The organism is Trichocoleus sp. FACHB-90, from assembly GCF_014695505.1.
GTDB lineage: Bacteria > Cyanobacteriota > Cyanobacteriia > Cyanobacteriales > FACHB-T130 > Funiculus > Funiculus sociatus.
The window spans coordinates 37,571-59,643 of record NZ_JACJOK010000019.1 but is presented as its reverse complement, the minus strand read 5'-3'; the positions used below and the strand labels follow the sequence as shown (position 1 = coordinate 59,643).

22 protein-coding genes are annotated in these 22,073 nt (G+C 45.6%); 16 read left to right on the top strand and 6 right to left on the bottom strand.

The window, feature by feature from the left end; all coding sequences use genetic code 11:
* The first annotated feature begins 4 nt into the window (after window positions 1-4).
* The gene (locus H6F74_RS05170) at window positions 5-2,521 is read left to right on the top strand and encodes an EAL domain-containing protein (protein WP_190437271.1); all 2,517 of its coding nucleotides are present in this window, start codon (window positions 5-7) and stop codon (window positions 2,519-2,521) included.
* A 343-nt stretch (window positions 2,522-2,864) separates the two neighbouring features.
* On the opposite strand, the gene crtO is transcribed toward H6F74_RS05170, so the two are convergent.
* Window positions 2,865-4,568 (bottom strand): beta-carotene ketolase CrtO, encoded by a 1,704-nt coding sequence (crtO, locus tag H6F74_RS05165; RefSeq protein WP_190437268.1) that lies wholly within the window; start codon window positions 4,566-4,568, stop codon window positions 2,865-2,867.
* A gap of 369 nt (window positions 4,569-4,937) precedes the next feature.
* On the opposite strand from crtO, the gene H6F74_RS05160 reads away from it, so the two are divergent.
* Window positions 4,938-5,258 (top strand): STAS domain-containing protein, encoded by a 321-nt coding sequence (locus H6F74_RS05160; protein ID WP_190427953.1) that lies wholly within the window; start codon window positions 4,938-4,940, stop codon window positions 5,256-5,258.
* A 75-nt stretch (window positions 5,259-5,333) separates the two neighbouring features.
* Here the strand turns inward: H6F74_RS05160 and H6F74_RS05155 are convergent, their stop codons facing one another.
* Window positions 5,334-6,473 carry a SpoIIE family protein phosphatase gene (locus tag H6F74_RS05155; RefSeq protein ID WP_190437264.1) on the bottom strand — a complete coding sequence of 380 codons (1,140 nt, stop codon included), beginning with the start codon at window positions 6,471-6,473 and terminating at the stop codon, window positions 5,334-5,336.
* Between the two features lie 743 nt (window positions 6,474-7,216).
* Here H6F74_RS05155 and H6F74_RS05150 point away from each other — a divergent pair.
* From H6F74_RS05150 to H6F74_RS05085, 14 genes are all read left to right on the top strand, one after another.
* A complete protein-coding gene (locus tag H6F74_RS05150; protein WP_190437261.1) occupies window positions 7,217-7,657 on the top strand; it encodes an ATP-binding protein in 441 nt (146 codons plus the stop codon).
* 277 nt (window positions 7,658-7,934) lie between these two features.
* A complete protein-coding gene (locus H6F74_RS05145) occupies window positions 7,935-10,145 on the top strand; it encodes a phosphoketolase (protein ID WP_190437259.1) in 2,211 nt (736 codons plus the stop codon).
* 149 nt (window positions 10,146-10,294) lie between these two features.
* Window positions 10,295-10,663, top strand: a complete 369-nt coding sequence (locus H6F74_RS05140) for a hypothetical protein (protein ID WP_190437256.1) — start codon at window positions 10,295-10,297, stop codon at window positions 10,661-10,663.
* A 211-nt stretch (window positions 10,664-10,874) separates the two neighbouring features.
* Complete coding sequence (locus H6F74_RS05135; RefSeq protein ID WP_190437253.1) at window positions 10,875-11,093, top strand: type II toxin-antitoxin system HicB family antitoxin; 219 nt, start codon at window positions 10,875-10,877, stop codon at window positions 11,091-11,093.
* The gene (locus H6F74_RS30405) at window positions 11,094-11,264 is read left to right on the top strand and encodes a type II toxin-antitoxin system HicA family toxin (RefSeq protein ID WP_190437551.1); all 171 of its coding nucleotides are present in this window, start codon (window positions 11,094-11,096) and stop codon (window positions 11,262-11,264) included.
* A 153-nt stretch (window positions 11,265-11,417) separates the two neighbouring features.
* Entirely contained in the window at window positions 11,418-11,612 is a 195-nt protein-coding gene (locus tag H6F74_RS05125; protein ID WP_190437250.1) for a hypothetical protein, read from the top strand.
* Between the two features lie 60 nt (window positions 11,613-11,672).
* Window positions 11,673-11,882, top strand: coding sequence for a hypothetical protein (locus tag H6F74_RS05120; protein ID WP_190427963.1), 210 nt, complete (start codon window positions 11,673-11,675; stop codon window positions 11,880-11,882).
* Between the two features lie 43 nt (window positions 11,883-11,925).
* On the top strand, window positions 11,926-12,837 hold the full coding sequence (gene accD, locus H6F74_RS05115; protein ID WP_190437248.1) for an acetyl-CoA carboxylase, carboxyltransferase subunit beta: 912 nt from the start codon (window positions 11,926-11,928) through the stop codon (window positions 12,835-12,837).
* 106 nt (window positions 12,838-12,943) lie between these two features.
* Complete coding sequence (locus H6F74_RS05110) at window positions 12,944-13,138, top strand: translation initiation factor IF-2 (protein WP_190427969.1); 195 nt, start codon at window positions 12,944-12,946, stop codon at window positions 13,136-13,138.
* Between the two features lie 185 nt (window positions 13,139-13,323).
* Window positions 13,324-13,815, top strand: a complete 492-nt coding sequence (gene psbV / locus H6F74_RS05105) for a photosystem II cytochrome c-550 (RefSeq protein ID WP_190437245.1) — start codon at window positions 13,324-13,326, stop codon at window positions 13,813-13,815.
* 133 nt (window positions 13,816-13,948) lie between these two features.
* Complete coding sequence (psbV2, locus tag H6F74_RS05100; protein WP_190437241.1) at window positions 13,949-14,440, top strand: photosystem II cytochrome PsbV2; 492 nt, start codon at window positions 13,949-13,951, stop codon at window positions 14,438-14,440.
* A 138-nt stretch (window positions 14,441-14,578) separates the two neighbouring features.
* Entirely contained in the window at window positions 14,579-14,986 is a 408-nt protein-coding gene (petE, locus tag H6F74_RS05095; RefSeq protein ID WP_347269476.1) for a plastocyanin, read from the top strand.
* Between the two features lie 159 nt (window positions 14,987-15,145).
* Window positions 15,146-15,472: a cytochrome c6 PetJ gene (gene petJ, locus H6F74_RS05090; RefSeq protein WP_190437235.1), complete on the top strand. Its 327-nt coding sequence runs from the start codon at window positions 15,146-15,148 to the stop codon at window positions 15,470-15,472.
* Between the two features lie 200 nt (window positions 15,473-15,672).
* The gene (locus H6F74_RS05085) at window positions 15,673-16,386 is read left to right on the top strand and encodes a rhomboid family intramembrane serine protease (protein WP_190437232.1); all 714 of its coding nucleotides are present in this window, start codon (window positions 15,673-15,675) and stop codon (window positions 16,384-16,386) included.
* A 64-nt stretch (window positions 16,387-16,450) separates the two neighbouring features.
* Here the strand turns inward: H6F74_RS05085 and H6F74_RS05080 are convergent, their stop codons facing one another.
* The 4 genes from H6F74_RS05080 to crtB form a co-directional block, all read right to left on the bottom strand.
* Window positions 16,451-18,625 carry a polysaccharide biosynthesis tyrosine autokinase gene (locus H6F74_RS05080; protein ID WP_190437228.1) on the bottom strand — a complete coding sequence of 725 codons (2,175 nt, stop codon included), beginning with the start codon at window positions 18,623-18,625 and terminating at the stop codon, window positions 16,451-16,453.
* Window positions 18,626-18,779: 154 nt separating this feature from the next.
* Window positions 18,780-20,294, bottom strand: coding sequence for a polysaccharide biosynthesis/export family protein (locus H6F74_RS05075; protein WP_190437225.1), 1,515 nt, complete (start codon window positions 20,292-20,294; stop codon window positions 18,780-18,782).
* A 55-nt stretch (window positions 20,295-20,349) separates the two neighbouring features.
* Entirely contained in the window at window positions 20,350-21,123 is a 774-nt protein-coding gene (locus H6F74_RS05070) for a cyanoexosortase B system-associated protein (RefSeq protein WP_190437223.1), read from the bottom strand.
* Entirely contained in the window at window positions 21,120-22,004 is an 885-nt protein-coding gene (gene crtB, locus H6F74_RS05065) for a cyanoexosortase B (protein ID WP_190437220.1), read from the bottom strand. The genes H6F74_RS05070 and crtB overlap by 4 nt, the downstream gene beginning before the upstream one ends.
* Between the last annotated feature and the right edge of the window lie 69 nt (window positions 22,005-22,073).

Sequence of the window (22,073 nt, the reverse complement as noted above, 5' to 3'; positions counted from 1 at the left end):
GAAATTGGAACAATTTTGTCATGTTTTGGTAATTGAAGATCCAAAAGGTAGACGTACAGTTTCCTTTGAAGCTAGTACCTATTCACTAGGTCGCGATCGCAGCAATTCGGTAGTTTTGAACTCTCGACTAATTTCTCGTCATCATGCTACTTTGTTCCGAGTTAAAAATCCCGTAAATGGCGATTACTTATATTGGATAATAGACGGAGATTTACAAGGTAATCTTAGCACAAATGGGCTAGTTGTCAATGGGCGACGCTGCTTTGCTCACGAATTAAAGCATGAGGATACGATCATATTTGGAGGGATTATTAAGGCAAGCTATCGGATAGTACCTAAATTATCAAAGGCAGAATTAATAAATTATGGCAAACAAGTAGATTTTTCTACTTTTCCAGCCTGCTCAAGCACTCTCTTTCAACCGATATCAGCATCAAATCTCAAAGTTGCCAAATTAAGTGAATCGGCTCTAGTTAGATTAGCTTCTTTTCCCGAACTACTACCCAATCCTATTATAGAAATTAATTTATCAGGAACAATTACATATATAAATCCAGCGGCACTAATAAAATTTCCCGATATTCAAGAAGCTACAAGGCAGCATCCGCTGATCGGAGATTTAATAGCAAAGCTTCAAAAAAGTAAAGGAAAAGTTTTTGTTCGCGAATTGCAAATTGGTAATGAAGTATTTGAACAATATGTACACTACATTGCTGAAAACGATCTAATTAGAAGTTACGTTTTTGATATCACTGAGCGCAAGCGGGCAGAGGAAGTATTAAAAACCCAGGCTCTAGTGCTTGAGAGCATGGCAGAAGGTGTCAACGTCTCTGACGAAAATGGCATCATCTTCTTTACTAATCCAGCATTTGAAGCAATGTTCGGATATGAGCGAGGCGAGTTGATTGGCAAACCTGTGTCGATTTTAAGCGCCCATCCACCGGAAGACAATACTCAAATATATGGCGATTTTGTCAAACAATTACAGGCTCAAAGTTCTGGGGTTGGAGAGTTTTTTAACCGCAGGAAGGACGGCTCTCTATTCACCACCTATGCCCGGATCAGCACCTTAGAAATTGGGGATAAGAAATATTGGGTTTGCGTCCAAGAAGACATTACTGAACGCAAAGCTGCTGAGGCAATGATCCAATATCAAGCTTTTCATGATCTCCTCACAGGTTTGCCAAACCGAACTCTATTTAATGAAAAACTTCTTCAGGCACTAGCAGATGCACGTTATCGCCAATACAGTTTGGCTGTCATGTTTATCGATATGGATCGCTTTAAGACCATTAACGATACACTGGGACACGCTGTGGGCGATCGCTTATTACAACTCTTTGCAGAACGAATGGGAAACTGTCTGCGGGATAATGACACTGTTGCCCGTTGGGGAGGCGATGAATTCACCCTGCTACTGCCCCACATAAACGATCCAAAAGATGCCGCCAAGATTGCTCAACGCATTTTAGATGCCTTGAAACCTGCTTTTAGCTTGGAGGGACACCAACTTCATATGAGCAGCAGCATCGGCATCGCTCTTTATCCCCAAGATGGAGAAGATCCCGAAACTCTCTTAAGAAACGCTGATATTTCCTTATACCGCGCCAAGGAACAAGGCAGAAATAACTACCGATTTTATGTCCCAGCAATGAATTCTCAAGCTAGTGAATTATTAACGCTGGAAAATCGGCTGCACCATGCTCTCAAACAGGGAGAGTTTGTTATTTACTACCAACCGCAAGTAAATATCAAGACGGGAGAGATTATCGCAATGGAAGCACTTTTGCGTTGGAATCACCCGACTCTAGGACTCGTCTCTCCGAAAAAATTTATTCCCCTGGCTGAAGAAAACGGATTAATCATACCCATCGGTGAATGGGTATTGCGGACTGCTTGCGCTCAAAATAAAGCTTGGCAAAAAGCAGGTTTCTCACCGCTAAGGGTGGCAGTTAACCTCTCAGCTAGACAGTTCCAACAACCGAATCTAGTAGCAATGGTGAGGCAGGTGTTAGCAGAAACAGGACTTTCGCCTCACTTTCTGGAGTTGGAAATTACAGAAAGCACTATCATGCAGAATGTGGACAAAGGACGGGAATGGGTGCGCGATCTGTACGCGATGGGAGTTCACATCAGTATGGATGATTTTGGGACAGGCTATTCTTCTCTGGGTTATTTAAAGAAATTTCCGTTCCATACGCTCAAAATCGATCAATCTTTTGTGCGCGATTTGCGTGATCAACCGGAGGATACAGCGATTATCTCGGCTGTGATTGCATTGGGGCGTGGTTTGAATCTCCGGGTAGTGGCTGAAGGTGTGGAAACTCATGAGCAAATGGAATTATTGCAAAGTCTCCAGTGCGAGGAAATGCAAGGTTACTGGTTTAGTATGCCCCTAGAGGTGGAAGATGCCACAAACTTCCTGAATAACTATAGGATGAAATCCAAACTTCTAGGGCATGGGGATAATAAAAAAAAATCTGAAAATGCAGCTTGCCAATACCTCAACTGTTGTGCATAGTTTCTATCTCTGATAGAGATGGAAGCGTCGGAGCGATCGCATTCTCGATTTATTTATATATAAATCTATCAAGGTTAAAGTGAGCCGGACTATCTCCAGTCTCCAAAAGGTAGCGGCGTGTATAACTTAAAACAAGATTATTTAATATAAACCCGCCCAATACATTAGCCAGCTTTCCTTGGTAAGCAATCTGGGTATTAGCGATATCAAATCTGGTTGATTACCCATAAATATAAGACCCCAACATAGCCTGCGGTGGCTCTCCTCCCCCGCTTGCTCTCTATGGGTTGGGGGTTCCTTTTAATTATGGGTAATTAACCAGACATGATATGAGACGATACGACTAGGTGTCAGAGGAGGTTTTAAAGACAGACTCGACAGTTGATCTGATAGAATTCCCCGCATCCTTCAGAGTTTGGGTAAATGGCTGCTGCGTGTGCAGGAAAACACGAGCGCAATTGCGTCCCGGCATCCCGGAAACGGAACCGCCTGGATGGGTTCCAGCACCGCTCAAGAATAGCCCTTCTATGGGAGTTTTGTAGTTAGCTAATTCCGGTAAGGGACGGAAGAAGATCATCTGGTCGAGGGTCATGTCGATGTGGTAGTAGTTTCCTTTATAAGCACCCAGTCTGTCTCCCAGTTCGGCGGGGCTTTCCACAGCACGAGCGATGATTGAGTGCTTGAGATTTGGGGAATACTCTGCCAGTTTGTCCAGCACCCGGTCGGCGACTTTGTTTTTTAGATCGTCAGTCCAGCCAGTGCCATTTTGACCTGTTCCCTCGGCACCAGCAATCTGATAGGGGGCGAAAAACTCAATCCATAAGGTATGCTTGCCTTCTGGTGCCATCGACGGATCGCGCACTGTGGGTACAACCACATACATTGAGGGGTCAGAATCGGGAATATTGCCGATAGATGCTTGGCTGTGGGCCATTTCGACGTGACGCACCGAGTCAGCGATGAGAACAGAACCGATGAGGTATTCATCTTGGTGGTTGTGGTGTTCAAAGCGCAGAGGTTCAGATAAAGCGCAGTCAATTTTGAGAATAGTTTCGTTGTTGTTGACGATTTTACGCTCCAAGCGATCGCGCAAATTTGGGTCAGCATCATCAACATCTGCCTCGTCCATTAAGCGCAGGAACAAGCGTCTAGCGTCAATATTGGAGATTACCCCACGTTTTGCTCGGTATTCGGTGCCACCTGCCACCCTAACGCCTACCGCACGACCATCATCCACTAAAACGCGCTCAACGGTCTGGTCAGTCAGCACCACCCCGCCCTTACTATGCACTAACTTTAGCAAAGCATCCACAAGTGCGCCGCTACCCCCCTTGGGTCGTGCCATACCAGGATCGTGGCGCATTGCCATCATAATCGCTCCCACAGAAATTGTTTTTTGGGAAGGCGGTGCGCCAAGTTCTGCGGCGAGTCTAGCAAGGGGGGCTTTGAGAAATTCCGAATCAAACCACTCATTGAGAATATCTTCTGGGCTAGTGATCATATTCCGAATTAGATCCAACGTCTTATTCGGGCCACCTAGCACTGAGAATAAATCTTTAATTTTTTTTAGGTCGTAGTTGCCAGCGATGTCAATGATAGATTTTGGCGGTGCATTGAACATCGGAATCATTGCACCAATTAGCCGTTGCCAGTAATCTGTGTATTCGGCGTATTTTTTGGCATCGCGCTCATTATACCGGGCAATTTCCGCACAAGTTTTTTCTACTGACTTGTGACCTAAAAAGTATTTGCCGTCCGGGTGGGGACAAAAAACTACTGGATCGCAATAAAGATATTCCAAGCCATATTTAGTAAGTTCTAACTCTTCAACTACTGGCCCCAAGTGAATGAACTCGTGGTCAATTGAGCAGAGATTGAACTTAAAACCTGGTGCCTCTTCAGGTAAAATTTCTTCAGTTGTCGCGCCGCCACCGGGAATTGAACGCTTCTCCAACAGCAGGACGCTGTACCCTGCTTTTAGAAGATATGCAGCACACACTAACCCATTGTGACCAGCACCAATAATAACGACATCGTACTCTTGCATGGACAATTCTCGCGAAACCCGTATATATATTCCCCGATTTTAAAAAAGTTAAGAAGTTTAAAGGGTCTATCACTCGAAAGAGATTGCTTCTCCTACAGGCAACAAAGCTTGTAGAGGAAGGAGACGTTAGCAGGGCGTAGGGGAAGCTGCCCTATACAGGCAGAAATCTTTCACTTCCGTAGAAGCGGCATAGGTGGAATTGGCGGTTTACTTGTCCTCAGATAGAAGCGATCGCAACTAAACCTAGCCTTGATCCCTTAATTGGAGAGATTTTCTTAAATCTTACCTGCTAAAGCCTAGCTGAAATCTACCTTCACAGCTATACTGTCTAGGTCTAGCTCGTCGTTCAAAGGGTCCGCGCTACAGAATATGAGTCCTGTTGTTAAAATTGTTCAACCCTCTGGAATTTTAGACGGTATGAAAGCGGGTCAGTTTCGTCAAGAAATTAGCGATATTGTGGAAAATGGAGCCGATATTGTGCTAATTGATTTTAAGGATGTTACCTTTATGGATAGTTCTGGGTTAGGAGCGCTGGTTCTAGCACTCAAAACTGTTCGAGCCTCTGGTGGAAAACTCTTTATTTGCTCTATCAATGAGCAAGTAAAAATGTTGTTTGAACTCACCAGTATGGATCGTGTGTTTGAAATCTTTCCTAACCGAGACGAATTTTATAACCAAGTTACTTCATAGTAATTTGCTAATTGCTAATTGCTAATTGCTAATAATCAAACCATTAGCGATTAGCCATTAGCCAACGACTAAGGACTAAGGAAAATTGATTTGCAATAAAGACAAATCATCATCGAAATAGTCTTTAGGGTTTACAACTTGAACGGAACGCAATACCCGGTCTAAATTACTCTCGCTCTTGTCGCGGCAGTTTGTAAGCAGTTGGACAAACGCATCAAGCCCCCAAATGTTGCCGTCTGGCTGGTTGATTTCATAAATTCCATCACTAAAAATGTACAGGGTGCTGGATTTTTCTACTTCGCAGAAATCATCGGTAAATTCTACATCCGGAAACATCCCAACTGGTAAGCCTGGGGTTTTCAGACGTTTTACTTGGGTAAAGAATGGAGCTTTGGCGGAGATTAAAACGGCTGGTGGATGTCCAGCACTAGCGTAAACCAGGGTGCGCTTAATTCTGTTATAAACGCCGTACCAAATGGTAAAGTATTTATCATTGCGCTGAGTCATCTGGAAAGTTTCATTTAACCCCTTGAGAACATCGCTGGGCTGATAGTAATTAATCTTAGCCATCACTTGGTTCTTCAGCAGATTCATCACCGAAAGAGAGGGTAAGGCAGCCCGCAATCCATGTCCAGCTACATCCAGCAAATAAATGACTAAATGATCCTTATCTAGCCAATAGTAATCAAATCCATCACCTCCCAGCTGCCGCGAGGGAATAAACCGTGAGTCGATGGTTACAGGTGGATCAGAGAGGGGCGAGGGCAAAATGGAACACACATACTCGGCAGCTTCGGCTAATTCGTCCTCCAGCAGCTGTTTTTGCTCCTTCAAATCCCGGCTGAGTTGGTGCAGTCTTAAGCCCGACCGCACTCGCGCCTTCAATTCATTCATTTCAATGGGTTTGCACAAGAAATCATCCGCGCCAGCATCTAACCCTTTAACGCGATCATCGACGGAACCCATCGATGTCAGCAAAATAAAGAAGGTGGTAGAAAGTTCTGGCGTTGCCTTGATTCGACGGCACACCTCCAGTCCGTTCATGCGCGGCATGATCCAGTCGCAAATTACCAAAGCGGGGCTTAACTCTTGGGCTTGGATTAACCCGGCTTCGCCATCGCTTGCTACGGTCAAATCGTACCCTTCGCTTTTGAGTGTTCTTTTCAGCAATAGCTGAATCGCAGGGTCATCATCAATAATCAAAACTTGAACCATGAGACAGAGAGACTAAAGGTCGATTAAGATGGACATCAGGCAGATTAAACTTCAAAGATGACACCTGAAACTCAGTTGAGTTTTAATAAACTTAACCAAAAACATGGACAATCATAAACAAGTATAGTCATTGGCTACCAAAGTCTTCCTTTGCTTTCCACAAGTGACTGACTCGCATTATGATAATTAACATCACTATTAAACTCAAAAATGTCCATGCAGGTAAGAAAGAGACACATCATCACTAAATCTAACAAGTTATACTAACAAAGCAATGCCTTCTGTTTCCAGTTTAATAACCTTGTGTAAGAACTAAGCACATACGGCACTATCTAAGTAAAGGTTTGTTTACAAAAAGGCTGTGCTGTACTTCGTGCCGTTATAACCTATTTAGCTTGTCTGACGCAATGCGCGATCGCTTGCCGCACCACAACACTTACGCCCCCACCACCTTTTACATCAACTTGTCATGTATTCCTTAGTATAGTGAGAAAGGGAAATGCAGCCCACAAGCAATAAATTTTATGGCTACAGCAACTGTTATATCGAAATTTAACTTAATTAGGAAAAATCGTGTGTTGCTGCTTTTAAAGCATTAGTTTAAAAGAAAAAATAAAAACTTATGTATTTAATTATATTAGTAGTTGTATAATATCTAGCAATTAATTAAGTTTTAAAAAAATAAACGCTATTTGTTTGAAATAATCAGTTAAAGTGTTGTTAATTTAAAGGACTTTGAACAGTTGAACGAAATCAAGAAAATCTGTTTACAAGTTACCACAGACCTCAAGGCTTTAGACAGTGTTTTGTCAGGGTTTGAGAGTATAAATCAACCATTTATTCCTAAAAAAGTTTGGTTGCAGTGCCAATTAGCACTAGCAGAAGGGTTTACTAACGCTGTTCGCCACGCCCACAAAGGTAAACCTTCAGACGTGCCTATTGATATCGAAGTTACTCTGTTTGCAGAACGTTTAGAGATGCGGATTTGGGATGAAGGGCCGCCATTTGATTTAGAAAAACGACTCAAGACTCTACCCGAACTAGCGAATAAAGAATCTGGGGGTGGGCGGGGAATCGCAATTTTGCATAAAATAGCGGATTCTTTGAGTTACAGCCGCACTATAGATAATCGGAACTGTCTGTTTATTGCTAAACATTTCTCCAGTTGTTTTGAGCCTAAGTGAAAATTAACAAATAAGTATAAGTTGTATTCCTAACAAGGTTTTGATATTTAAAATTAAAAGTTGCCGAGGATTTTATAGGCCTATAAGGCTGTAGGATCAAAGGTTAAGGGACTAATGAAGCAGAGACTTCGTATAGCTTACGAAAGAAAGTTGTTTTTGGTTTAAGTTAAATCATAACAAGCCCAGAGATTCGATGTGCGCGACGCGATCGCGTGTTGCGTAGTACATTGCGTTTAGAACTTCAAGCGCAGTTAATTTACCAAAGGTATCTGTAATTATGACAGCAATTCAAGAGGCAATTGTTAATAAGCCTGCTTTTTGCGATGGAATTCAATATTTTGGCGAAGAAATGCCAGAATTTGAGAAATTTGGGAAATTGCCAGCAATAGAAGAGGGGAAAGATGCGATCGCATCCACCACAGATCCGGCTGCTGTATTCCAAACTTTACTTTATGCTGACGCTTTGCGGTACCTTATCCTGCAAGTTACAGCCTCTAAAGCATCAGGACACCCTGGAGGTTTCGCTTCTCAAGCGGAAGCTTATGCCTCTTTGGTGATGCTGGGTCACAAGAATATCATCACCGAAGTTGGACATCACGCCCCTGGATTTTATAGTGCCATGTTTCTCGATCGGTCGCTAGAAGACATGGGGATAGAAACAGTACAACAATTGCGCGATCGCTTCCGAGAAAAACACGGACTCCTGGGACACCTTTCCGGCTACATTCCCGGCATTTTAGCCCCCGCAGGCCCCCTCGGACAAGGGCAACACTTCGCAATGGCAGCAGCTTTACTCCACCGCGACAAACTTTTCCCCTTTACTCTCGGCGACGGCGGTTTAGGCGAACCATACATTATGAGTGGGATGGGACACTTCCACACCGCTTATCCGGATGTCACCAACTTTTTACCCGTGTTGGTTTGGAACGGCTACAGCCAGGAACACCATAGCATGGTGTCCACCAAATCCAACGAACAGATGATTAACTACTGGCGCGGTAACGGGTTTGAAGAAGTTATCTTAGTCAACGCCAAAGACTACGACGATCAAAATCAGCCTGGAGATTACGTCGATAGTACCGCCTTCTCCTTCGAGAAGCGCTTGGAATTTACCAAAGCTGTTCTCGTCGGCGTGGATAAAGCTGCAAAATCTGCCCTTGGCGGCAAACTTACAGTATTTATCATCAAACAGCTAAAAGGTGCAGGTGTCCACGCACGAGGGGCAAAATCTCACAACCTCTATCCCAAAGATACCCTGGATGCTCCCCATATTATCAGTGCGTTGAAAACGCGCGCTTTGTCACCTGCTGCATGGGAATTAGTAAGGACAAATTGCGTCAACGCAGGCCGTGGCCCAGCGGCGAAAACAGCCGTGACAGAATTTGAATTACCTTTACCAGACTTAGGCGAACTTCCCTTAGAAGAATATCCCGTGGGTGGAGATTCTAAAGTTTCCACAACCGCAATGGGACGTTTAGTAGGAAAAGTCGGAGAAATAGACAAAAACTATCTTGTCACCAACGCCGACGGTAACGAAGCTTCTGGTATCGCCAACATTAACCAAGCGCTGAAAATTATTCACCCCACAGTTGACGACTTGTATAACCAAGCACCAGGCGGACAAGTTTACGAACCCCTGAGTGAAGATGCTTGTGCAGGCTTAGCTGCTGGTATAGCTTTGATGGGAGGACGTACTCTGTGGTGTTCCTACGAATCCTTCGCCATCAATGGCGTACCAATTTGGCAAACAGTGACGCAAGCGATCGCAGAATTGCGCCGTCCAACTCCCTCTACTATTACCTTATACACCGCCGGAGCATTAGAGCAAGGGCGCAACGGATGGACGCACCAACGTCCGGAAATCGAAGCATATTTCGCCGCCATGATGCGGAATGGTAACGTTTTCCCCCTGTTTCCCCCCGACGCTAACAGCATCCAAGTTTGCTATGACTGGGCGCTAACAACTAAGAATAAGGGAGTTGTCATTACTGCTAGTAAGTCGCCGCTACCAATTCGCACCACCTTTGAACAAACCCGTCAAGCCTTGCGCGATGGTGCCATTGTGCTGCACGAAATCCCCGGTGACAAGATGGTAGTCTTTGCCGTAATTGGCGACATGACGCTAATGCCTGTTTTTGAAGCCGCCGCCTTCCTAGAAACCGAACAAATTGGCGTGCGAATTGTCTCCGTTATCAATCCTCGCCGTTTGTACCGTCCCTCTGATGTGTTGTGGGATACCTGTTCTCAAGCTGATGACGGTTTCTTAGATGATGCTGCATTTGCCAAGCTATTTGATGGCGATGCACTGGTTGGTGTCACGGGTGGCGCTTCCGGGATGCTGGAACCGATCATGCTGCGGAGTAACTGCAAGCGCGACACCTTCGCCTGGAAGCGTGGAGAAACTACAGCCAGTGCTGGTGAATTGATGGCGTTTAATGGTTTAACCGCTGAGGCGTTAACAAAACGCGCTCAGGAATTGCTGCATTAAACTGGATGTAAAGTAATGCCCCTGCCTTGCTTGTTCCAAGGTAGGGGTGGATTAAATATAAACCATCTAAGAGAACGCTATGAGCGTCAATGACAGAAGCTGAATATTGGAATTCAAAAGATTAAATATAAACCACCTAAGAGAAAGCTATGAGCGATACGAGCGATAAAGACAAACCTGAGATTGAGACATATACTTTCAACCAATTGATTGAAAAAACTGCATCAGAGAGGCAGGAAAGGCTACAGAACGGGGTTAAGGATGGCAATTATCGCGTCTATTTCCAGAAAAGTAACCTAACCATTCAAATCGAGTACAACGGCACACAATGGTACGAAATTGATCTTGAGCGTTGCAACAGCTCTAATGATCTACTTGATTGGATATTCCACATTCACGGCAAAAATTGGGGTCACTTGCTATATACGATTCTGCTGGTGCTTGATGATGCTTGTGAGGATGTACACGGAGAGGATGCCAACAGCTTGTACCAGCCAGGGAAAACGGTTGACTGGTGATTCCTGAGCCTCCGGAGTGATAGAGTTTAGCCACTTTACATAAAGCTAGTCCTCCAAATCAGGGAGTTTGGGGGACTATGCCCCTAACAAAGGAGAGGCAATTGCCCTCACCAGTCACCCAGGCAGATGCGTGGATGTAATGGATTAACAAAGCGCGATCGCATAATAATTCAACAAGATATTATTCCTGAAAAATCCAATAAATAAAATTATGAAATTTCAAGTAATTTTCACTTTTGATCCAGAATATCAAGGTTATGTCGCAGAGGTTCCTGAGCTTCCTGGCTGTCTGAGCCAAGGTAAAACATTGGACGAAGCAATTGAAAATATTAAAGATGCCATCAGAGGCTACCTTCACGTCCAAGCCAAGCATGGCAAGCCTTATGTTGCCAACGAACCTCAATCCTTTATCGGAGAAGTTGTAGTATAAATCGGACGTTTATCAAATATCTCCGGTAGAGAAGCCGTCAAGATTTTTGAAAATTTCAGCTATGTATTAGATCATCAAACCGGAAGCCACATGATATTGTGGCAGGAATTAAAACCAACTTTATCAGTACCCAATCATCGCGAATTAGCGCCAGGATTGCTTAGAAGCTGAATTCGACTGGCAGGAATTACGGTTGATGAATTTATTGCTAACAGATGAAAAGCTAAACATAAGAAAGTTTAGGACGTGTTTTGCTATTTTTCATTGAGGCGATCGCATCCCTTCTACACTCCATTAAATGCGTAAGGAGAAGGGTTGGGGAGAATGCGATCGCATTCTATTACAATTGAATTTAGATTTGCTAGTGCGCTGTGTTTTAATCCCCTCAAGACTGGAAGCGAGAACAGATTTTCTCAAGGGGATTCGCCTTCCGCAGTGATGGAACCCTTGCAGAGGGATCAGGGAATTGCAAGCTTACCTGCGGGGCGATCGCCAGCAACTACAGAGCAGTGGTGGTAAAATCTTTGGATATCATTAAAGCATTCCATACACCAAAAGAAAGCAAAATGGGATGAAACAGTGTCTTGGATTACTCTGAGAACCAACTGCGCCCGCTGGGAAGCCGAATTAATGCAGCAAATGCTGCTCGGTCATCAAATCCCCAGCCGGATTATCGACCTCGGTGTGGCACCTTATTTTGGTGCTGGGTGTCCTACTGCCTTACAAGTGCGATCGCAAGATCAGTGGGAAGCCCTGCTAATATTAAGTCCAGTTGAGGAACAGCCTTAAGGCGCAAGAGAATTAATTTTTTAATAAGGATTTAACGGTCTTCATGTCTCTATTCGATTGGTTTGCAAATCGACGAAAATCAGAGCCAATTAGTCAACAACCACAAGAGCGAGAAATTGCCGATGGGCTGTGGACGAAGTGCGAGGCTTGTGGTGTACTGGCTTATACCAAAGACTTGCGCTCTAACCAAATGGTTTGCCTAGAGTGCAACCATCACAGCCGTGTATTCAGCGATGAGCGCATCCGCCAGCTAATTGATGCTAATACCTGGATGGCAATTGACGATCATCTGTCTCCCAGCGATCCGCTGAAGTTCCGCGATCGCAAACAATATAGCGATCGCATCCGCGAAATGCAAGAAAAAATCGGGCTGCTGGATGCCGTACAAACAGGGATGGGGCAACTAGAAGGCTTGCCCATCGCCCTTGGTGTCATGGACTTTCGCTTTATGGGCGGTAGCATGGGTTCTGTGGTGGGGGAAAAACTCACCCGCCTAATTGAACGAGCTACTTGGGAAAGTAAGCCAGTAGTGATAGTCTGTGCTTCCGGCGGTGCCAGGATGCAAGAAGGAATGTTAAGTCTGATGCAGATGGCGAAAATCTCCGGCGCACTGGAGCGTCATCGAGAAGCCAGACTGCTCTATATCCCCGTTCTCACCCACCCCACCACAGGCGGCGTAACAGCTTCTTTTGCGATGTTGGGAGACATTATACTGGCAGAGCCAAAAGCAACCATCGGCTTTGCAGGACGGCGAGTGATTGAGCAAACCCTGCGCGAAAAGCTACCAGATGATTTTCAGACATCTGAGTATTTACTACAGCACGGCTTTGTAGACGCAATTGTGCCTCGCACCGGGTTAAAGAAAACTCTGGCGCAGCTAATTAGCCTGCACCAACCCATCTCCCCTGTACCGTCGATGATGCAAGTACCAGAAGCACTGAGAGTGGGTTTCTAGTTGCTTGCGAAGCGATTCTCAACAGAACCAGTTTTTCTTTTGAGAGGAAAGCGATCGCGCCAGATGGGATGATATTGATATTAGATCGGCTCATCTAAGCACCATCATGGGGTTTGCAGACCTGTCAATTGCAGAAATCGCCGCAGACTACAGCTTCCCAGTAGAGGAGGTCTGTAATCTGTGCCAACAGTTGGGAATCGCCTATAAAACCCCCCAGACTCGTCTAGCTCTGGAGGATGCCAAGGCTATTATTTCTAAGATTCTGTCTCAAAAACGGGGATCGGGTGCTGACGAAGGGTAAAATTAATCCCGACCAACCACCCTAAGCCTCTACTGTCGATTTTCTTTTTGACAACGGACAAAGCTTCTAATCGCCCTTTTTGATAGGTCGGCACTTGTGCGCCCTTCTTAAGAGCGGTTTATAAGGTTGAGTCCTTAGCTTGTGTTGTGGAACAAAAACTCGCGCAAAACTTTTTAAGGAGAACCATGCTTAAGCGATACATAAGTCTGGCTATAACCACTGTATTTTGCACTTTTGTGCTACTTGTCGGTCGAGCGATGGCAGTAGAACTGAACCCAGACGTTCGCACCATACCCTTGAACGGTCAAGGGGAACAGGTGACATTGAGCCTGAAACAAGTTGCAGAAGGCAAACGTTTATTTAACTATGCCTGCGCTCAGTGCCATGCTGGAGGTGTCACGAAGACCGATTTTAACATCGGTCTGTCACCAGACGACCTAGCTGGTGCAACCCCATCGCGTGACAATATTGCCGCTCTGGTGGATTATATGCACCATCCCACGACCTACGACGGAGAAACACCGATCTCTGAGCTGCACCCCAGCACAGAAAGCTCCGATATTTACACAGTGATGAGAAATCTCACGGAAGATGACCTGTATGCGATCGCTGGTCACATCCTCCTCCAGCCGAAAATTTTAGGCGAACAGTGGGGCGGCGGTAAAGCCGTGCGCTAAGAGAAAATTTGTTCAAGACACGATTTATCGCGTCTTGAGTTAAGAGTTAGGAGTTATGAGTTATAAATTTTAAATTAACTCTCAACTCCCAACTCTTCCCAACTCAAAAGCCTCTCAACTCCACGCCCCTATCATGCTGCGTCAATTACTCTCACTTCGCCGTCTATTTTTGATTTTGGGTATCTGCCTTTTGGTGTTCACGGTCAGCTTACCAGCGTTTGCCGCAGACACCTACATTCGGCAGTACCTGCGGGTTACTGAGCCAATCTCGTTAGACTTAGATGAGCAAGGTCAGACTCGCGAATTCTCCCCTGAAGATTTATCCGCAGGTAAGCGACTGTTTGAGCAGCACTGTCTAAATTGTCACGTCGGCGGCGCTACCTTACCAGATCCCACACTGTCTCTGTCCCTAGCAGACTTGCATGGTGCCACTCCACCCCGCGACAATATCAACAGTTTAGTTGCCTTTCTGCGGGAACCAATGACCTATGACGGCAGCGAAGAAACCTTTTGGTGTCGTCAAGTGCCGGAAAGCTGGATGCCGCGTCAGGATGTGGAAAATATAGCTGGATTTATACTCAGGGCAGCGCAGAAGGCACCGGGATGGGGTACAAATAATTTTTAACCCCCGCTTCCTTTAAGGATGCAGCCATCTATTGCACAATTATGAAAAAAAATAGTATGACAGCTTGTCAAAGATAAAGGTAAAATATTGATAAAGAAATTAAATTGTTAATTTTGGGAGGAAACGATGAAATTGAAAATGACATTTTCACGAAGCATAGGTTTACTACTTTGCACAATTATGCTAGTAATCTCTAGCTTTGTGATGTCAGTTTCTCCTGCATCAGCAGACAGCTACACCGTGAAAATGGGTACTGACCAAGGGCTGCTGAAGTTTGATCCGGCTAATATCACGATTAAGCCCGGTGACACAGTTAAGTTTGTTAATAATAAACTTGCTCCCCACAATGCTGTTTTTGATGACAAGGGAGTGCCAACTGGAGATAAGGCACTAGCAACTAAACTGACTCACACCAAGTTACTCTACTCTCCTGGTGAGTCCTACGAGGCAACTTTCCCAGCAGACACACCACCAGGTACTTATACGTACTATTGCCAACCTCACCGTGGCGCTGGAATGGTTGGTAAAATCACAGTTGCCGGGTAAGATAGCCTTACCATCAATGTGACGCTCGTTATTCAGAATTGCCGCTGAGGTTTAAGTTTTCTTCTCCTCCTTGGTAACAAAAAAGCCTTGCAGAATCTTAGAATAGTTTTGCAAGGCTTTTTTGTATTGACTTGCTCCATTAAAAATAGGAGAACCAAGTTGAGGAAACTGTTATCGGTTGTACTGATGGTTACGCTTGTTTTGATTGCCTTGACTCGTCCAGTAGCAGCTGATACAGTAGATGGTGCCAAAATCTTCAGCGCCAACTGTTCTGCTTGTCACATGGGCGGCGGCAACGTTATTATGGCTAATAAAACTTTGAAAAAAGATGCCCTAGATAAGTACAGTATGAACTCAATGGAGGCGATTGTAACCCAAGTAACCAATGGCAAAAATGCTATGCCAGCCTTCAAGGGGCGTCTAAACAAAAAACAAATTGAGGACGTTGCCAGCTATGTTATGGAAAAGGCAGAAAAAGGCTGGTAATCTTCCCAGACTTTCATCGTAATCCCATAACTAGACCCCTTTAGAAAGTGCGAGGGGTCTTTTGTTTTCAGGAGTTCATCGGCGATCCATATCCTTAGAGATGGCGTTTGATCCTAGATATCTATCCAGAGGTCAAAAGACAGCAACAAAGAAATTAAGTTATGTTATTTCCAGTCTTTGGATAGTTAGGAAAAACGCTTGTGGTTCCTTTACGCGATGATAATCCTACACGCATCACTCCATATGTTACTTATGGACTGATTGCTGCTAATATTTTGGTTTTTTTATATGAGCTGACTTTAGAACCGCAACAGTTGGAGGGATTTTTCCGCGTCGCCGCTGTCGTTCCCTGCCAACTCTCAAGCACTTGTCCCAATACAGTAGGATATCAGCAAATACCAGAGTGGCTGACGCTTGTAACGTCTCAGTTCCTGCACGGTGGTTTTTTACACTTGGCGGGAAATATGTTGTTTTTGTGGATTTTTGGTAACAACGTTGAAGACAAACTCGGTCACGTTAAATACTTAATTTTTTACATTACTTGCGGCGTTTTGGCATCTTTAAGTCAGTGGTTTTTTTCCGCTAACTCTGCTATTCCTTCCTTGGGGGCGAGTGGCGCGATCGCAGGCGTTCTAGGAGCCTACGTTCTCAGATTTCCTCAAGCAAAAGTTCTGACCTTAGTTCCCCTCGGCTTTTTCATAACCACTTTTCGCATCCCCGCTCTTTTCTTCCTGGGTTTTTGGTTTTTGCAGCAAGCTTTATATGGCATTGCCAGCTTAAATGCACCAACTAACATTGGCATGGAAAGTGGTGGAATTGCTTACTGGGCGCACGCTGGGGGTTTTGTTTTCGGGGCAATCTTGGGGCCACTGCTGGGATTGTTTTCCTCAGATCCAGAAACAAATTCTTACTAATGACGCTTACATAAAGGCAAAAGGCAACAAGAGTCTTTCTTGTTGCCTTTTGCCTTTTATGTAGTTAGCGTTTTATAACCTGGGGTGGTACTTTTTCTCTCGCAGGGGTAGGAGACTCTAATTCTTCTTCTTGTTCGATCTCGGTATCGCCCTCCTCCGGTGTCACATCTGCAACCTCAATTGGCTTATCTACACCATTGATAATTGCTCCCAACAGCGGCAGTTCGTCTTCGCTCAACTGATCGATGGCCTCTGCTAGGATACTTTCCTGAGTAAATCCTGGTCTAGTCACCAGAACCATGCCATCTACATAAGGTTCTAGTATTAGGGCATCATTACACCGGGTAAGAGGAGGAGAGTCGAGAATCACCATGTCAAAACGACCCCGCGCATCTTCGATCAGCCGTCTAAGTTCGCTAGATTCTAGAATAGCCGCAGGGTTACGCACCGGGCCTGGAGTAGGTACGATGTACAGATTCTCAATGTCTGGAACCAAACGGATGCACTCGTTTAGTTGGGCGTAGTAGCGGAGAGGTTCGGCGCTGGCGGCGGGATCGGGTGAGACCTTAAGAAACTTGGAGCTAGAAGGCGATCGCAAATCCGTTTCTATAATCAAGGTACGCTTGCCAGCACAAGCCGACGCGATTCCCAAATTATAAGCACTCACCGTTTTACCTTCAACAGCGATCGTGCTGGTCAACAACACCACCTTGGCTGGTTTTTCACTCGCCCGGCGGAGATTACTGCGGAACCGCTCATAATACTCGTGATAAACAGAATCTTGCTTGAGCAAAATTGGCGTTTCCCCCAGCTGTGGATCGAGGATAGCCACAAAAGGCAATTCGCCCAGCAGCGGCACATCCCGGTTTTTCAGAGCTGCCCGCACTTCCTCGACCGTGTAGAACGTACCATCTAGCATAGCCAGCAGGAAAATCAAGCCACCGCTGACCAACACACCCACCAAGGCTCCTATTAACATCGTTATTGGTAAGCCTTGGCTTCCCCCTTCGCCAGCAAGGACTTTTGGCGATCCGGCAATGCTGAGACTGGGGACAGTCTCAGCTTCTGCTGCCCTGGCATCTACTAAAGCCGCCTGCATCTTATCAAAGAGACCTTGTTTCAGCGCCACCTGCTGTTGTAACCGCGCTTGCTCCAGCTGCTTATTGGGAATTTTTACATACTCAGCACGCAGTTGCTGCTCTGTCTTGCGGCTAGCCAAGAGTTGCTGTGTCAGCGTTTCGCGCTGAGTTTGTAAATTTACCAGAGTGTTGGCCAGCTGTTGCCGTGCTGGGTCGAGGCTGCTGTCCTGGCGAATTCTGGCACTAGGTAGAGGTGCTACCACACCGTTTCCGCCCATTACTTCAGCTGCTCTAGACGATAGCAGTTGCTCGTAAGCTTGTAGCTGTTGTCTGAGCTGAATTATTTGCGGGTGTTCTGCTCGCAAATCCCCCTGGAGAATTTTTAGCTGCGTCTCAGTTTGATAAATTTGCGATCGCAAGTTGCCAATAATCGGATCGGCGCTCAGCGCAGAAGACGTGTAAGCTTGCTCTGGCGTTAACCCCAACTTGTTTTGGATGCTACGAATTTGGGTGTCCACCCCCTCCAACGTCATCTGAATCTGACGTTGCTGCCCTTCAGATCCAGTAATTCCCCCTAATGTAGTGCCATCCTGAGCCGCCAATATCGCTGGCCCTTCAACGCGGACATACCGCTCTAGTTTCTGTTCCGCTTCCCGGAGTTCCTGCTTAACCTTCGGCAACCGCGCCTCTATAGATTTAATAATTTCTAGTAACCGTGCGCTATTAATCGCACGGCTCTGCTCCACCATTTTCTGCCTCAGCGCTTCTACAGTTTCCCCTGCTCGCCTCTCGTCATTATCGACGTAAACAACTTGAATTACGTTTGGCCCATCTTCCTTCGGTAGCTTGACCTCTACATTTTTAGCAATTTGCTTCGGATCGACCTTCACTCGCGCTGCTGCCCCTTTGACAACATTCTCAGCTAGCAGCATCTCCGCAGTCAGTTCCTTCCCCTGCTGCTGAATCGTTTGCGTCGTCGTCGAAAACGGTGCAATCGGCCCGTTATATGCTAGAACCCCTGTAGCCTTGTAAAGGGTGGGTGGTGGTGGCTGCATACCCACTACAGCCGAGGCAGCTACAATGATTGAAAAGCTAGTTAATCCAATCAATTTATGTTGATCGAGAGCAATCAAATAACGTTTGACAATGGGAGGAGTCATAATCGTTTTAGAAGAAGCTATTTAGGAAATAGGGATTAAGAAATAGAATCTATGAAGTAGAAATTAAGAATCGACCTCAATAATTTTTAGTGGTTTTACCTTTTTAGTTAAGCATTTTCCCTTCCCCTTTCTTAATAAAGTTGCAATTTTTCACCTAATTTCCTGAGTCCGAATTATTCCCACCCGGACCAAACAGGATAGTGGTTTCTTCTCCAAATTGCCTTAAAAACAAGAAAAATTGCAATATATCTCGGAAGGGTGCAGTATAGGTAGTTAAAGCATAGGAAATTTTACCTAAAAGGCTGCGACCGACGACGATAACATCGTTATTCTGGAGCGGGACATTTTGAGAAACATCTCCCATTAAAGCTGCTTTCCCGTCTATTTTCTGGGTGACAGCTTTGCCGCGTTCCTGATCGAAGCGAATCAGGGCGATTTCTCGCAAATTCGCATTGTCTGGATTTGGTACGAGTGCGCTTAAAGCATCAACAAAGTTACTACCATTAGCCAAGGTAATATTCCCAATTCCCCTACCAGCGTAGCTTAAAACTCGGATGTTGATCTGCTGCTGGGATATTGTGGAGCGAGAAACCAGCGTGCGGTCATAGGTTTGCTCGGTGCCGACTTCTATTCTCGGTACAATCACCGCATCGCCATCCTGTAGGCGCAAATTCGGTAAAGCCTGTCCATTAGCCAGTGGTGTAAACAAATCAACCCTTTGCTCAATAATCGAGCCATCAAAGAGCGATCGCCGCACCAAAACGGAACGCAAATCTGCTTGATTAGTGCTTCCCCCCGCAGTCAGCAACGCCGCCGTCAGTACAGAACCTGGGCCTAGTGTGTAGTAACCAGGTTTCACCACCTCGCCGCTAATTGTGACTTGGGTTGGACGTGCAGAAGCTAAAGTTAAAGTTACATCAGGATCAATATAAAAACGGTTGAAGCCCAAGCGAATTTTTTCTTGTGCTTCTTCCAAGGTAAGACCTTGTACTGACACCCTTCCCACTTGCGGCACTACAATATCGCCTTGTTGATTAACTTGGGCTTGAAAATTCAATTCCGGACGAGGCGTAGAGAGTGAGAGGGTCACAGCCGGATCAACCACAAAGCGGTTTAACCCCAAGCGAATTTTTTCTTGCGCTTGTTGCAAAGTTAAACCTTTGAGCGATACTCTTCCCAGTAGCGGCACTACTATGTTGCCGTCTAGATCAATAGCGGTTTGAACATTCAAATCTGGAAAACGCTGAACTAAAAGGCTAACTACATCTCCTGTTCCCAAGCGGTAGGCACCTGGAGGGCGCTGAACTACAACGTTAATTACATCTCCAATCCCTAACTGGTAGCGGCTAAACTGCGGCGACGGAGTTCCCTCTAAGAACGGTTGCTGGGTAGGATAGCCTACAGGTGGGGGCGGACTCGTGGGATCAACGGGAGCAGGAGGCACTACCACAGGAACCTGCGGCAGTGGAGGACTCGTGGGATCAACGGGAGCAGGAGGCACTACCACAGGAACCTGCGGCAGCTGCGCCTGAGCGTTAGGGTGTGCAGTCACAGGTGTTGCCGATGCCTGTCGAGTCCATAGGAAGACACCACCCAACAGCGTGTAAGCACTCGTTTGGAGACTGAGGAGGGAGAGGGCTGTAAAGCGGCGCAACTGAATTTTAGTCATTAATCAGTAGTCAGTAGTTAATTGCTAATGGCTAATTGCTAACTGTCAATTGCCATTAGCGATTAGCTGGATGTAAAACGTCTGCCATTAAGGCAGCTTGAACCGTTTGACCGAGTGATTCAGCTAGAGGCTTAGCGGTTTCTAAGTCAGCCAAAGGTTCCATCGGAATCAGGATGGTAACAGCAGTCCAAGGCAAGCGGCGGCGTTGTAACTGAGCCATTTGATCCGCCCAGAACCAACTACTGGGTGCAGGTTTGCCCCCTCCAGGCCAAGCGTACCACTGTAGAACAGCAAAGGTTTGTTGCCGAGTCCAACCGCGAAAGAAACGGGCTTCCACTTTGGCATCTGCTGACGACGTAGACGTGGATTTTACAGTAAACGGCAACTGGCGGTATGAGTCTGTATCCCAGCTAAACTGAAACCGACGATTAGAATTTTTATCTGTTTGCGAAAGCTTCCTATACTGAAACTCCCTTGTCATAAAGCCGTTAACATCCATCCACTCTACCTCTGGCTGATCCTTTTGACTGATTTGAGGTAAAAGCAGTAAAGTTACCTGACTATTTTCATCCCGTTGCAGTTCCTGAATAGACCATTTATGGCCGCCAATGGTTTCGACCTGCTGTTGTTTAGTTTGCCATCCGGGAAGCGCTAGTCCATTCTGTCGTAAGCTTTTGAGTTGTTTGAAGTTGGTAACTTGTGGAGGATTTACCCAAGCCCAATTTCCACTCAAGTAGCTGGGAACTGCTCCAATTGCAATCAGCACGATGAGAAAACACAGCAAGACGACTTGGGAAACTGGAAGGTGCAATAACTTGGGCAGTCTCATGCTTCATCCTTGAGAGGTTCATCTGGGATAAATTTTTCGATGGCATTTAGTAGAAGCACGATTAAACCCAACATACAGGCAGAATAAACGTCACCGCCCCACCCTTCGTGCAGCCACTCAAAAGCGTGGTCTTGACCTGTGCCATGAAAGAAAGTCAGCAGGGTATTGCGGACGATATTACCACTGACGCTGATGGCGATCGCACCAACTAACAACAACATTGTCGTCCGGCGAGAAATCCATGCACCAGTCCAGTAGAGCAACATCATAGCTACATAGAGAGTGGTGAACAACATCTTAAGCCCCGCACAAAAAGGGGCAACTTCCACAATTCGTCCACCGACGGACAAGTAAATTTGCTCGACGGTGACATTCATGCCAAATTGATTCAGAATAAAGCCAGCTGTTCCAGCAATAAATTCCTGTAAGGGCAAGGTATAGGGAGCAAGCAGGTAGGGAATTTGGGTTGGTGTTGCTAGAAAGATGAACAACAGTGGGAAACTTTGAAGTTTCAAGCCTGGTAATCCTTTCAGCCACAGACAAAGTCCGATTAATACAGCAGGAAAAGATAAATTTACCAGGTCAGGTATCCTACTGAGATACAATGCTCCTCCCAATCCTAGCAATGCGGCACCGAAGAGATTATTTTTGTCTGGCAATTGTTGCCACTGCTGTCGTTGCGTCCAGATAATATAGGCGGCGAAAGGTAAACCGATTAGACCGTGGCTGTAATATTCATGTTCAATGCTGATATTTTTGTGCAGCCAGCCATCGTACCAGTACCAGATTAGGGGAGCGTACAATATCACCAGTAGACCGATGATGGCTGTCTCTACTAAGTAGCGTTCGATGGCAATGGGATTTTTTCGTTCAATGTGCATGATTTTACTTTGTTAGTTATTTTCTTTTTTTTAACGCAAAAAATGCAAAGTTATTCTCTGCCTACCTTT